Raw genomic sequence first — 13,107 nt, forward strand, 5'->3', positions numbered from 1 at the left:
TACCCCGTAGACCTACAAAAAAGCAGCATGGAGGAGAAGTGATCGAGCTTCACGTATTCGACGACCCGCGCGTCCAATCCGACGCGCTGGCGCGAGCCGTGGGCGACGCGCTACATGCGTCGCTCGCCGCTCAGCAGGCGGCGCCCGGTACAGCCGCGCGCCGTGCAACGCTCGCCGTCTCCGGCGGCACGAGCCCGCGCCCCTTCCTCGAGGCCCTTTCGACGCACCGTTTCGACTGGGCGCACATCGACGTCACGCTCGTCGACGACCGCTGGGTGCCGGACACCGACTCCGCGAGCAACGCGCGCCTCGCGCGCGAGACGCTGCTCACGCAGGAAGCGGCGCACGCGCGCTTCCTGCCGCTCGTCGACGTGGCGCAGGATCTCGACGCGCATGTCGCCGCGCTCAACGCCGACCCAACCCGCAAGCTGCCGAACGTCGCCGTGCTCGGCATGGGCGAGGACGGCCACACGGCCTCGATTTTCGCCGACGCCCCCGAATGGCACGAAGCCATCACCACGGCGCGCCCGTTCGTGGCCGTGCATCCGCAGGCAGCGCCCCACGCGCGCGTCTCGTGGTCGATGCAGGCGCTGCGCCAGGTCGACCGGCTGTTCCTGCTGATCGCGGGGCAGCGCAAGCTCGAAGTGCTGCAACAGGCCGCCGCGGCCGAACAAAACAACGCCATCTCGAAGCTGGCGAACGACAAGGGAGTGAGACTCGATGTCTACTGGTGCGCCTAATAAAAACGCCCCTGGCGCAGGCCAGCACGCCGACGGTCCGAGGCTGCTCGCCGACATCGGCGGAACCAACGCGCGCTTCGCGCTGGAAACGGGTCCGGGCGACATCGGCCAGGTGCGCGTGTATCCGTGCGCGCAGTATCCCGGCGTCGCGGAAGTGATCCAGCAATACCTGAAGGACAACAAGATCGGCCGCGTGAATCATGCCGCCATCGCGATTGCGAATCCGGTCGACGGCGACCAGGTGCGCATGACCAATCACGACTGGACCTTCTCGATCGAAGCGACGCGCCGCTCGCTCGGCTTCGACACGCTGCTGGTCGTCAACGACTTCACCGCGCTCGCCATGGCGCTGCCCGGCCTGACCGACTCGCAGCGCGTCCAGGTGGGCGGCGGCCAGCGCCGCCAGAACAGCGTGATCGGCCTGCTCGGGCCGGGCACGGGTCTCGGCGTCTCGGGCCTGATTCCCGCCGACGACCGCTGGATCGCACTCGGCAGCGAAGGCGGCCACGCCAGCTTCTCGCCGCAGGACGAGCGCGAAGACATCGTGCTGCAGTTCGCGCGCAAGAAGTGGCCGCATGTCTCGTTCGAACGCGTGTGCGCGGGGCCCGGCCTCGAGCTGATCTATCGCGCGCTCGCCGCACGCGACAAGAAGAAGCTGCCCGCCGAGCTCGGCACGGCCGAAGTCGTGCAGCGCGCGCATGACGGCGAGGCGCTCGCGCTCGAGACCGTCGAATGCTTCTGCGGCATTCTCGGCAGCTTCGCGGGCAACATCGCGATGACGCTCGGCTCGCTCGGCGGCATCTATATCGGCGGCGGCGTGGTGCCGCGCCTCGGCGACCTCTTCACGCGCTCGTCGTTCCGCCAGCGCTTCGAGGCGAAGGGCCGTTTCGACACCTATCTCTCGAACGTGCCCACCTACGTGATCACGGCTGAGTATCCGGCGTTCCTCGGCGTGTCGGCGATTCTCGCGGAGCAGCTGTCCAATCGCGCGGGCGGCGGCTCGTCGGCCGTGTTCGAACGCATTCGCCAGATGCGCGACGCGCTCACGCCCGCCGAGCGCCGCGTGGCCGACCTCGCGCTCAACCATCCGCGCTCGATCATCAACGATCCGATCGTCGATATCGCGCGCAAGGCCGACGTGAGCCAGCCCACGGTGATCCGCTTCTGCCGCTCGCTCGGCTGCCAGGGCCTCTCGGACTTCAAGCTCAAGCTCGCCACGGGCCTCACGGGCACGATTCCGGTGAGCCACAGCCAGGTGCATCTGGGCGACACCGCCACCGACTTCGGCGCGAAGGTGCTCGACAATACCGTCTCGGCCATCCTGCAGTTGCGCGAGCACCTGAACTTCGAGCAGGTCGAGAATGCGATCACGCTGCTCAACGGCGCGCGCCGCATCGAGTTCTACGGCCTCGGCAACTCGCACATCGTCGCGCAGGACGCGCACTACAAGTTCTTCCGCTTCGGCATCCCGACCATCGCCTATGGCGACCTGTACATGCAGGCCGCTTCTGCCGCGCTGCTCGGCAAGGGCGACGTGATCGTGGCCGTGTCGAAGTCGGGCCGCGCGCCGGAACTGCTGCGCGTGCTCGACGTCGCCATGCAGGCGGGCGCGAAGGTGATCGCGATCACGTCGAGCAACACGCCGCTCGCCAAGCGCGCGACCGTGGCGCTCGAAACCGATCACATCGAGATGCGCGAATCGCAGCTTTCGATGATCTCGCGCATCCTGCATCTGCTGATGATCGACATCCTCGCGGTGGGCGTCGCGATTCGCCGTGCTTCGCCCGATGCGGACCTCGGCAACGCCGTCGAAAAGGCGCGCGAGCATGCCGACGACGATGCATCGGCCGTGCTCGACTGGCTGAGCCACGGCGCGTCGCCCACGGCGCGCGACTGAAGTCCGCTGATTCGTCCGCTCTTTCAAGCGACGAAAAAAATGGGACGCCTCGGCGTCCCATTTTTATTTCACGCGACGTATCGACGTGCGGCTCACGACGTGCGGCTCACGACGTTGCGGCTTGCACCGCGTCCGGCGCCGGCGTGCCGTGCCACTTCACGACGAGCGCGCGCCCCACCCACGTCATCAGGCCGCACACGCCGATCGTCACGCCCATGCCGAACGGCGAGATGCCCGGGAACCAGCCGACCACGGCGCTCGCGAGCGCGCCGAGCGCGAGCTGCGTCGCGCCGAACACGGCCGCCGCCGCGCCCGCGTTCTTCGGATAGCGGTACATGAGATCGGTCGCGCAGTTCGCGCCGAGCAGCCCCACCACGCTCACCACGAAGAACAGGCCGAATACGATCGACCACAGGCCGCCCCAGCCCGTCACGCACATGAGCGCGACGAAGAGCGACGCGACGATGCTCACACCCGAAGCGATCGACACCATGCGCAGCGTGCCGAGCCGGCCGATGAAGCGCGTGTTGAGGAAGTTGCCGAGCATGATGCCGAACACGTTCGCGCCGAAGAAAAACCCGTAGTGCTGCGGCGAGACGTGGAAGTACTCGATATAGACGAACGGCGTGGCCGAGATATAGGTGAACATCGCGGCGAACGCCATGCCGCCGCAGAGCATGTGCCCCCACACGAGCGGATCGCGCAGCAAGCGCCCATAAGCCGCGAACGAGCGCAGCACGGCCGCGCTTTCGCGCTTTTCCGGCGGCCAGGTTTCCGGTACGCGCAGATAGGCCGCCACGGCGCATGCGAGCCCGAACAGCGTGAGCACGACGAACACCACGCGCCAGCCGCCGATCAGCAGCAGCTGTCCGCCGATCAGCGGTGCGAGCAGCGGCCCGATCGCCGTGACGATCGCGACCATCGAGAGGACTTTGGCGGCGTCCGATGGCTCGTGGGCGTCGCGCGCGATGGCCCGCGAGAGCACCGAGGCCGCGCCCGCGCCGAGCGCCTGCAGAAAGCGCACGACCACGAGTTCGCCCACCGAGAACGAGAGCCAGCAGGCAATGCTGGCAATCGTGAAGAGCGCGATGCCGCCGAGCAGCACCGGACGGCGGCCATAGGCGTCGGAAACCGGGCCGTAGAGCAGCATGCCGATCGAAAAGCCGGCCATGAAGCTCGTGAGCGTCGAGGCCGCGGCAGCGGCGCTCACGCCGAACGACTGCGCGATGGCGGGCAGGCTCGGCAGATACATGTCGGTGGCGAGCGGGCCACAGGCGGCGAGTGCGCCCAGCAACAGGATCAGCCGGCCATCGGGCCGGCGGCGCGGGGAATGGGACATGGTGTGTGTGGCGGCGAAACACGCGCGGCTCGCGCGGTCTCGATGTCATGGGCCGATTCATCCGTCGCTGCAGGAGCGGACAAAAGCGGACAAAAACAGCAACGCGGTGCCGCCGAATTGTACCTGACGCCCCTTGCCCGCCATGCGCCGCCCCATATGCGGCGGCGGCGCGGCTTTGCGCTAAGCTGCCCGCTTTCGCCCAACTTCAATTTGCCGCGTTGCCGACATGACCGCCTTCCTGCTCATCTGGAGCCCCAAGAAATGGCCCTGGCCTGAACTGCCCGACTTCGCGCGCCGTGTGCGCGCAAGGGAAGCCGTCGCCGACACCTGGGGATGCGGCTTCGCGCGCGGCATCCTGCCGGGCGACCGGGTGTTCCTGCACCGCGTGGCTGCCGAGCCGCGCGGGCTGTTCGGTTCCGGCTACGTCACGCGGGCGCCCTACGAGGTGCCCGACGCCGCGTACAAGCGCGGCTACCGGCTGTGTATCGACTTCGTCTATGACTGGCTCGTCGACGCGGGCGAGGAAATGGTCGTCGCGCGCGACGCGTTGCGCGTGCACCCGTTTTCGATCCAGACCTGGGACGCACAGAGTTCGGGCACCGTCATCAAGCCGGCGGCCGAAGGCGCGCTGGAAAAGCGCTGGGCGGAACTGACCGGGCGGCGGCCCATGCCGGCCCCGGCCGTCGCGGCCATGCAGGCATGGCACGACAACCTGCGCGACACGGCGCCGCACCTCGCGCCGCCAGCCCGCAAACGCCGGCAGTAGCAGGCAGAAAGGGGCCGCAAGCGCGCCGAATCCGGGCGCGCCGGGGACCGCCCGGGCCGCCCCGGGGCGCCGGCCCGATCCGCGCGACTCCGGTACAATTTCGGGAGAACAGCCCCATCGCCCGCGCCCTTGCGGCGCCGCATGGGTCCGTACGCCGGCCGGTCCGTCAGCGCCGCGCGCCACACCACTTTCGCAGGTCCAGCACTCATGTCCAACACCCAGTCCAGCACGCAGAACCGCAACGAAGCCCTCTTCGAACGCGCCCAGCGCACCATCCCGGGCGGCGTGAATTCGCCCGTGCGCGCGTTCCGCTCGGTCGGCGGCACGCCGCGCTTCATCGAGCGCGCGCAGGGGCCGTACTTCTGGGACGCCGAAGGCAAGCGCTATATCGACTACATCGGCTCGTGGGGCCCGATGATCGTCGGCCACGTGCATCCGGAAGTGCTCGAAGCCGTGCAGCGCGTGCTCGCGAATGGCTTCTCGTTTGGCGCGCCCACCGAGGCCGAGATCGAGATCGCCGAGGAAATCTGCAAGATCGTCCCGTCGATGGAGCAGGTGCGCATGGTGTCGAGCGGCACCGAGGCCACGATGAGCGCGCTGCGTCTCGCGCGCGGCTTCACGAAGCGCGACCGCATCGTGAAGTTCGAAGGCTGCTACCACGGCCACGCCGACAGCCTGCTCGTGAAGGCCGGCTCGGGCCTGCTCACGTTCGGCAACCCGACTTCGGCGGGCGTGCCGGTGGACATCGCGAAGCACACCACGGTGCTCGAATACAACAACGTCGCGGCGCTCGAAGAAGCGTTCAACGCGTTCGGTGACGAGATCGCCGCCGTGATCGTCGAACCGGTCGCGGGCAACATGAACCTCGTGAAGGCCACGCCCGAGTTCATCGGCGCGATGCGCAGCCTGACGGCGAAGCACGGCAGCGTGCTGATTTTCGACGAAGTAATGTGCGGTTTCCGCGTCGGCCTGCGCGGCGCGCAGGCGCTCTACGGCGTCGAGGCGGACATGGTGTGCCTCGGCAAGGTGATCGGCGGCGGCATGCCGGCGGCGGCCTTCGGCGGCCGTCGCGAGATCATGGATCACCTCGCGCCCAACGGCACGGTGTACCAGGCAGGCACGCTCTCGGGCAACCCGATCGCGGTCGCGGCAGGCCTGAAGACGCTGCAGCTCATTCAGGCGCCCGGCTTCTACGAGCAGCTCACCGCGAAGACCGAACGCCTCGCGAAGGGGCTGTCGGCCGCGGCACGCGAAACGAACGTGCCGTTCGTGGCGGATTCGGTGGGCGGCATGTTCGGCCTCTATTTCGCGGACAAGGTGCCGGGCAGCTTCGCCGAGGTCACGAAGAGCGATATCGCGCGCTTCAACCGCTTCTTCCACCGCATGCTGGACGCGGGCGTCTACTTCGCGCCTTCGGCCTACGAGGCCGGTTTCGTCTCGAGCGCCCACGACGACGCGATCCTCGACGAAACGATCGCCGCGGCGCGCAGCGCGTTCGCAGCGGAAGCCGCGGCTGAAAACGTCACGCAATAAGGCATCACGCCAACGACCGCCGGCGCGGCGCGCGCCTCGCCGGCCCCCTCTGACCGCCGCCCGGGAGAAAGCCCGACGATGTTTTCGCAATCCGATTTCGTCCACATGGAGCGTGCGCTCGCGCTCGCGCACCGCGGCCTGTACACGACCGACCCGAACCCGCGCGTCGGCTGCGTGCTGGTGAAGGACGGCGTGGTGATCGGCGAAGGCTTCACGCAGCCGGCCGGCCAGGATCACGCCGAAATCCAGGCGATGAAGGACGCCCGCGCGCGCGGGCACGACCTGCGCGGCGCGACCGCGTATGTGACGCTCGAGCCGTGCAGCCACTTCGGCCGCACGCCGCCCTGCGCGAACGCGCTGATCGAAGCGAAGGTCGCGCGCGTGATTGCGGCGATGGAAGACCCGAACCCGCTGGTGTCGGGGCGCGGGCTTTCGATCTTGCGCGACGCGGGTATCGACGTGCGTTGCGGGCTGCTCGCCAACGAGGCGCGCGAGCTGAACATCGGCTTCGTTTCGCGCATGACGCGCAAGCGTCCGTGGGTGCGCATGAAGGTGGCGGCATCGCTCGACGGCCGCACCGGCCTGCCCTCGGGCGAAAGCCAGTGGATCACGGGCGAAGCCGCGCGCGCCGACGGCCACGCCTGGCGCGCGCGCGCCTCGGCCATCCTCACGGGCATCGGCACGGTCAAGGAAGACGACCCGCGCATGACCGTGCGCGCCGTCGACACTCCGCGCCAGCCCAAACGCGTGCTGATCGACAGCCGCCTCGACGCCTCGCCGCTCGCGCAGATTTTCGTGGGCGCGCCCACGCTCGTGTTCTGCGCGGCGCTCGACGCGAGCAACGAAGAACGCGCCGAAGCGCTGCGCGTGCGCGGCGCCGAAATCGTCGCGCTCGGCAACGAGCAGGGCAAGGTCGATCTGCCGGCCATGCTCACGGAGCTCGCCGCGCGCGGCGTGAACGAACTGCACGTGGAAGCGGGCTACAAGCTCAACGGCTCGCTCCTGCGCGAAGGCTGCGTCGACGAACTGCTCGTGTACGTGGCGCCGTCGCTGCTCGGCACCAACTCGCTCGGCATGATCGACATCGCCGCGCCCGCGACGCTCGACGAGCGCACGCGCCTCGCATTTCATTCCGTCGATCGTCTCGGCAACGATCTGCGCATTCTTGCGCGCGTCGTCACGACGCAAGACGCCTGACCCTCACTGATGCACTGAACACAAGGAACAGCACGATGTTTACCGGAATCGTCGCGGCAGTGGGCCGCATCGAATCGATCAAGCCGCTCGGCACGGGCGCCGACGCAGGCGTGCGCCTCGCCGTCAACGCCGGCGGCCTGGGCCTCGACGACGTGCAGCTCGGCGACAGCATCGCGATCCAGGGCGCGTGCATGACCGTCATCGAAAAGTCGGCAACGGGCTTCGACGTCGACGTTTCGCGCGAAAGCCTGAACCGCACCGTGGGCCTCGCGGCGACGGGCGAAGTGAACCTCGAAAAGGCGCTGCGCGCGAACGACCGCCTCGGCGGCCACATCGTCTCGGGTCACGTGGACGGCCTTGGCACCGTGACGCGCTTCGCGCCCGTGGGCGAGTCGCACGAGCTGCGCATTCTCGCGCCGGCGGATATCGGCCGCTATCTCGCCTACAAGGGCTCGATCACCGTGAACGGCGTGAGCCTCACGGTCAACTCGGTCGACGACCGCGCCGACGGCTGCGAATTCTCGATCAACCTGATCCCCCACACCGTGGAAGTCACCACGCTCAAGCATCTTCAGGCCGGCACGAAGGTGAATCTCGAGATCGATCTGATCGCGCGCTATGTCGAGCGGATGCTCTCGGCCGAAAAGGCAGCAAACTCGGCCGCGCAGGACTAACAGCCGCCTGGCCGGCGCCATGCCCGCCCCGGACGCGCGCAAGCACGCGCGCCGGGGCGCTGATAGAATCTAGCCTTCCCTACGCGCTCGCCGCACGGCGTGCCGCGTTCCCATCACCCGAATCGAAACAGGAGGCCCAGTTGGCAACGATTGACACGAGCGCCGCCATGCCGATGGTCCGGGTGATGCTGCACGTTGCGTCGCGTCACGCAACCGTCCCGCTTCCAGCGCAGCCATAGCGCGTCCCGCGCGGCATGTTTTCAGACGCCGCGCCGTATTCAGCGAATTCGAGGTCAGGCCGTCCGGCAACCGATGCCCGGGCGTGCGAAGCCCGTTTTCCGTCTTAACGCTTCACGCTTCCTTCAGGAGAGTCTTCGGGCGTCACGTCCGGAGCATGCTGTCCATGACAGAGCTAAACAACAAACCCGAATCGGGCGGACAAACCTTCCGCAAGGTCCTCGGCTTCACCTTCCGGCACTGGGCGCGCCAACCGGTGCGCGTCACGGCGGTCGCGCTCGCCTCGCTGCTCGGCGCGCTCGCCGACGTGCTCACGCCGCACTACGCCGGCCAGCTCGTCGACGCCCTCACGCACGGCGGCGCAGCCAGCAGCGCCGCCTGGCATGCGGCGGTCGTCGCGTTCTGGGCGCTCACGGCGCTCGGGCTCGGCGGCACGATCATGCGCCAGGCCGCGTACCGCAACATCATCACGCTGACGCTGCACATGATGAGCGAGATCGCCACGCAAGCCTTTCACCGCGTGCAGCGCTTTTCGACCGACTGGCACGCGAACAGCTTCGCCGGCTCCACGGTGCGCAAGGTCACGCGCGGCATGTGGGCGCTCGATCTGCTCAACGACACACTGCTCGTCGCCCTCTTCCCGTCGCTCGTCATGCTGGTCGGCTCGACCATCCTGCTCGCGGTGCAGTGGCACGTGATGGGCCTCGTGGTCGGCCTCGGCTCGGCCGTGTATCTGGCGATCACGATCTCGCTCTCGCTCTTCTACGTCGCACCCTCGGCCCGGCTCGCGAACCAGTGGGATACGAAGATGGGCGGCGCGCTCGCCGACGCCATTTCGTGCAACGCCGTCGTCAAGGCGTTCGGCGCGGAAACGCGCGAGGAAGCGCGGCTCGCGCGCGTCGTCACGAAGTGGAGCAGCCGCACTCGGCGCACGTGGCAGCGCGGCACGCTCAACGGCGGCGTGCAGGGTGCGCTGCTCGTGGGCATGCAGGCGGCTATCCTCGGTGCGGCGCTGCTGCTCTGGGCGCGCGGTCTCGCAAGCGTCGGCGACATCACGTTCGCGCTCACGCTATTCTTCCTGCTCAAGGGTTACCTGCGCGACGTGGGCATGCACGTGCGCAACCTGCAGCGCTCGGTCAACGACATGGAAGAACTCGTCGCGCTCGACGCGGCGCCGCTCGGCATCGAGGACCTGCGCGATGCGCCGCCCATCGTGATCGATCAGGGCGACATCCGCTTCGAGAACATGACGTTCCGCTACGGCGATCACGCGGACGCCAGGGCGCTCTACGAGAACCTCACGCTGCGCATCGCGCCGGGCGAGCGCGTGGGCCTCGTCGGCCATTCGGGCTCCGGCAAGACCACGCTGATCAAGCTGATCCAGCGCCTCTACGACGTGTCCGGCGGACGCATCACGATCGACGGCCAGGACATCGCGCGCGTGCAGCAGGCGTCGCTGCGCTCGCAGATCGCCATCGTGCAACAGGAGCCGGTGCTGTTCCACCGCTCGCTTGCCGAGAACATCGCTTACGCCCGGCCCGGCGCCACGCACGCCGAAATCGAGCGCGCGGCGAAGCTCGCGAGCGCCCACGACTTCATCACGGCGCTGCCGCACGGCTACGACACGCTGGTGGGCGAGCGCGGCGTGAAGCTCTCGGGCGGCGAGCGCCAGCGCGTGGCGATCGCGCGCGCGTTCCTCGCGAATGCGCCGATCCTGATCTTCGACGAAGCGACCTCGAGCCTCGACAGCGAAAGCGAGGTGCTGATCCAGCAGGCCATGGAGCGGCTCATGGAGGGCCGCACGACCGTCGTCGTCGCGCACCGGCTCTCGACCGTGCGCGCGCTCGACCGGCTGCTCGTGCTCGAACGCGGACGCGTGGCGGAGGAAGGCACGCACGACGCGCTCGTGCGCCGCGAAAACGGCCTGTACCGGCGCCTGTTCGAACGCCAGGCGCTGGAACTGACGAAGGGACTCGCCGACGACGTGATCCTGCGCTGACGCCTCGCCCGTTCGCGCCCGCGCCCTCCCGCCGCAAGCCGGCTCAGGCGGGAGCCGCGCGCGCGTGCGGCGTGATGCGCGCGAGCACGTCGGCCAGCGCCTCGCGTGCGATTTCGGTGTCGTAGTGGGCCTGCAACTGCATCCAGTTGCGCGCGTCGGTGCCGAAATAAACCCCGAGACGCACTGCCGTGTCCGCCGTGATGGCGCGCTTGCCGAGCACGATCTCGTTGATGCGGCGCGGCGGCACGCCAATCGCCTTGGCGAGCGCGTACTGGCTGATGGCCATGGGCTTGAGCCACTCGTCGTGCAGGATCTCGCCCGGTGTGGCAAGCGGTGCTTCACGCGCCATGGCTTTTCTCTTTAGAGTTGAATCGGAACGAATAGTAACGTCTCACGTTATTAACGCAAAGCGTTCTGGGCGACGCGCCCGCCCGCGTGGCGTAAAATGTGGCCTTTCCAGCCAGAATCCCAACATGACGCTCGCCTCCACCCCTGAGATCATCGCCGAGCTCAAAGCCGGCAAGATGGTCATCCTCGTCGACGAAGAAGACCGGGAAAACGAGGGCGACCTCGTCATCGCGGCGGAGTTCGTCACGCCTGAAGCCATCAACTTCATGGCGAAGTACGGCCGCGGGCTGATCTGCCTCACGCTCACCCAGGAGCGCTGCAAGCTGCTCAACCTGCCGCTCATGACCTACCGCAACGGCACGCAGTACGGCACGGCGTTCACGGTCAGCATCGAGGCCGCCGAAGGCGTCACGACCGGCATTTCCGCGGCCGACCGCGCCCGCACGATCCAGGCGGCCGTCGCGCACGACGCGCGCGCCGAGCACATCGTGCAGCCCGGCCACGTGTTCCCGATCATGGCGCAGCCAGGCGGCGTGCTCGTGCGTGCGGGCCACACCGAAGCGGGCTGCGACTTCACGGCGCTTGCCGGCCTCACGCCGGCCTCGGTGATCTGCGAGGTCATCAAGGACGACGGCACGATGGCGCGCCTGCCCGATCTCATGGACTTCGCGCAGGAGCACGGCCTGAAGGTCGGCACCATCGCGGACCTGATCCACTACCGCAGCCGCACCGAATCGATCGTCGAGCGCGTGGCCGAGCGCACCATGCAAACCGCACACGGCCCGTTCCGCGCGGTCATGTACGTCGACCAGCCCACCCGCACGCCGCACATCGCCCTCGTGCGCGGCACGCCGAAGCCCGGCGTCGACACGCCCGTGCGCGTGCACGAGCCGCTCTCGGTGCTGGATCTGCTCGAAACGGGCTCGTCCACGCACTCGTGGACGCTCGACGCCGCCATGCGCGAGATCGCCTCGCGCGACGTGGGCGTGATCGTCATGCTCAACTGCGGCGAACCCAAGGAACACCTGATCGACGTCTTCAAGGCGTTCGACCAGAAAGAGCGCGCGGAGGCGCTCGCACGCCGGCCCGTGGACTTCAAGACCTACGGCATCGGCGCGCAGATCCTGCGCGAACTCGGCGTGGGCCGCATGCAGGTGCTCTCGAAGCCGCGCCGCCTCGGTAGCATGTCGGGCTACGGTCTCGAGGTCACCGGCTTCGTGCCGATGCCCGGCGGCAACGCGCAAGCGCCCTGCCCGCCGGATGCCGCTGACCCTGCCTCGTCGCGCGCCTGAAGTCGCATCGCGCTCTTTTCACGCGTCACCACGCTCAACCGAACTTACGGACACCACATGGAAATCGGACAATACCAACCGAACCTCGACGGCGACGGACTGCGCATCGGCATCGTCCAGTCGCGCTTTAACGAACCCGTCTGCAACGGCCTCGCCGACGCCTGCATCGAAGAACTCGAACGCCTCGGCGTGACGGGCGAAGACGTGCTGCTCGTCACCGTGCCCGGCGCACTCGAAATCCCGCTGGCGCTGCAAAAGCTCGCCGAAAGCGGCCAGTTCGACGCCCTGATCGCGCTCGGCGCGGTCGTGCGCGGCGAGACGTACCACTTCGAGCTCGTCTCGAACGAGAGCGGCGCGGGCATCTCGCGCGTCTCGCTCGACTTCAACGTGCCGATCGCGAACGCCGTGCTCACCACCGAGAACGACGAGCAGGCCGTGGCCCGCATGACCGAGAAGGGTCGTGACGCCGCTCGCGTCGCCGTGGAAATGGCGAACCTGACGGTGGCGTTGGAGCAGCTCGACGGCGGCGACGACGACGAGGAAGACGAGGAAGACGAAGAGGAACAGCAATGAAGAGCGCGCGCCGCCGCTCCCGCGAACTGGCCACGCAGGGGTTGTATCAGTGGCTGCTGTCGGGTGTGCCCGCCGGCGAGATCGACGCGCAGCTGCGCGGTTCGCAGGGCTACGACAAGGCCGATCACGAGCATCTGGACGCGATCCTGCACGGCGTCATCCGCGAGTCGGACGAACTGTCCGCTTCCATCACGCCGTGTCTCGACCGTCCGATCGAGCAGCTTTCGCCCGTCGAACGCGCGGTGCTGCTCGTCGCGACCTACGAGTTCAAGCATCACGTCGACATTCCTTACCGCGTCGTGATCAACGAGGCGGTCGAGCTCACCAAGACCTTCGGCGGCTCGGACGGCTACAAGTACGTGAACGGCGTGCTCGACAAGCTCGCGGCCCAACTGCGCGCCGCCGAAGCGCAAAACGCCCGCAAGTCGTAAGAACGCGAGCCGCCGGGGCAAGCGGGTGCGCCTGAGCGCCCGGCCCCGCGCGCCGCGTGATCTGTCAGTACTGGAAAGACC

Annotated in this window: 12 protein-coding genes; 10 read left to right on the forward strand and 2 right to left on the reverse strand. The window is 68.2% G+C overall.

Annotated elements, in window-relative coordinates:
• Positions 1-38: 38 nt before the first annotated feature.
• A complete protein-coding gene (gene pgl, locus AB4Y35_RS16930; RefSeq protein WP_368705155.1) occupies positions 39-740 on the forward strand; it encodes a 6-phosphogluconolactonase in 702 nt (233 codons plus the stop codon).
• The gene (locus AB4Y35_RS16935) at positions 721-2,637 is read left to right on the forward strand and encodes a bifunctional transcriptional regulator/glucokinase (protein WP_368705156.1); all 1,917 of its coding nucleotides are present in this window, start codon (positions 721-723) and stop codon (positions 2,635-2,637) included. The genes pgl and AB4Y35_RS16935 overlap by 20 nt, the downstream gene beginning before the upstream one ends.
• Before the next feature lie 106 nt (positions 2,638-2,743).
• Here AB4Y35_RS16935 and AB4Y35_RS16940 read toward each other — a convergent pair whose 3' ends face one another.
• The gene (locus AB4Y35_RS16940) at positions 2,744-3,976 is read right to left on the reverse strand and encodes a Bcr/CflA family multidrug efflux MFS transporter (protein WP_368705157.1); all 1,233 of its coding nucleotides are present in this window, start codon (positions 3,974-3,976) and stop codon (positions 2,744-2,746) included.
• A gap of 226 nt (positions 3,977-4,202) precedes the next feature.
• Between AB4Y35_RS16940 and AB4Y35_RS16945 the strand changes: the two genes are divergently transcribed.
• From AB4Y35_RS16945 to AB4Y35_RS16965, 5 genes are all read left to right on the forward strand, one after another.
• Positions 4,203-4,742, forward strand: a complete 540-nt coding sequence (locus AB4Y35_RS16945) for a hypothetical protein (RefSeq protein WP_368705158.1) — start codon at positions 4,203-4,205, stop codon at positions 4,740-4,742.
• Positions 4,743-4,949: 207 nt separating this feature from the next.
• A complete protein-coding gene (gene hemL, locus AB4Y35_RS16950; RefSeq protein WP_368705159.1) occupies positions 4,950-6,275 on the forward strand; it encodes a glutamate-1-semialdehyde 2,1-aminomutase in 1,326 nt (441 codons plus the stop codon).
• A 78-nt stretch (positions 6,276-6,353) separates the two neighbouring features.
• Positions 6,354-7,472 carry a bifunctional diaminohydroxyphosphoribosylaminopyrimidine deaminase/5-amino-6-(5-phosphoribosylamino)uracil reductase RibD gene (gene ribD, locus AB4Y35_RS16955; RefSeq protein WP_368705160.1) on the forward strand — a complete coding sequence of 373 codons (1,119 nt, stop codon included), beginning with the start codon at positions 6,354-6,356 and terminating at the stop codon, positions 7,470-7,472.
• Between the two features lie 35 nt (positions 7,473-7,507).
• Complete coding sequence (locus tag AB4Y35_RS16960; RefSeq protein WP_368694126.1) at positions 7,508-8,146, forward strand: riboflavin synthase; 639 nt, start codon at positions 7,508-7,510, stop codon at positions 8,144-8,146.
• Positions 8,147-8,549: 403 nt separating this feature from the next.
• Complete coding sequence (locus tag AB4Y35_RS16965; protein ID WP_368705161.1) at positions 8,550-10,382, forward strand: ABC transporter ATP-binding protein; 1,833 nt, start codon at positions 8,550-8,552, stop codon at positions 10,380-10,382.
• Positions 10,383-10,425: 43 nt separating this feature from the next.
• Here the strand turns inward: AB4Y35_RS16965 and AB4Y35_RS16970 are convergent, their stop codons facing one another.
• Positions 10,426-10,731, reverse strand: coding sequence for a HigA family addiction module antitoxin (locus tag AB4Y35_RS16970; protein ID WP_368705162.1), 306 nt, complete (start codon positions 10,729-10,731; stop codon positions 10,426-10,428).
• Positions 10,732-10,855: 124 nt separating this feature from the next.
• On the opposite strand from AB4Y35_RS16970, the gene ribBA reads away from it, so the two are divergent.
• The 3 genes from ribBA to nusB are packed head-to-tail and all read left to right on the forward strand — an operon-like array spanning position 10,856 to position 13,026.
• On the forward strand, positions 10,856-12,022 hold the full coding sequence (gene ribBA, locus AB4Y35_RS16975; RefSeq protein WP_368705163.1) for a bifunctional 3,4-dihydroxy-2-butanone-4-phosphate synthase/GTP cyclohydrolase II: 1,167 nt from the start codon (positions 10,856-10,858) through the stop codon (positions 12,020-12,022).
• Between the two features lie 57 nt (positions 12,023-12,079).
• Positions 12,080-12,595 carry a 6,7-dimethyl-8-ribityllumazine synthase gene (ribH, locus tag AB4Y35_RS16980; RefSeq protein ID WP_028211567.1) on the forward strand — a complete coding sequence of 172 codons (516 nt, stop codon included), beginning with the start codon at positions 12,080-12,082 and terminating at the stop codon, positions 12,593-12,595.
• The gene (gene nusB / locus AB4Y35_RS16985) at positions 12,592-13,026 is read left to right on the forward strand and encodes a transcription antitermination factor NusB (RefSeq protein WP_368705164.1); all 435 of its coding nucleotides are present in this window, start codon (positions 12,592-12,594) and stop codon (positions 13,024-13,026) included. The genes ribH and nusB overlap by 4 nt, the downstream gene beginning before the upstream one ends.
• Positions 13,027-13,107: the final 81 nt, after the last annotated feature.

The sequence above is a fragment of the Paraburkholderia sp. EG286A genome (genome assembly GCF_040965375.1).
Lineage (GTDB): Bacteria > Pseudomonadota > Gammaproteobacteria > Burkholderiales > Burkholderiaceae > Paraburkholderia.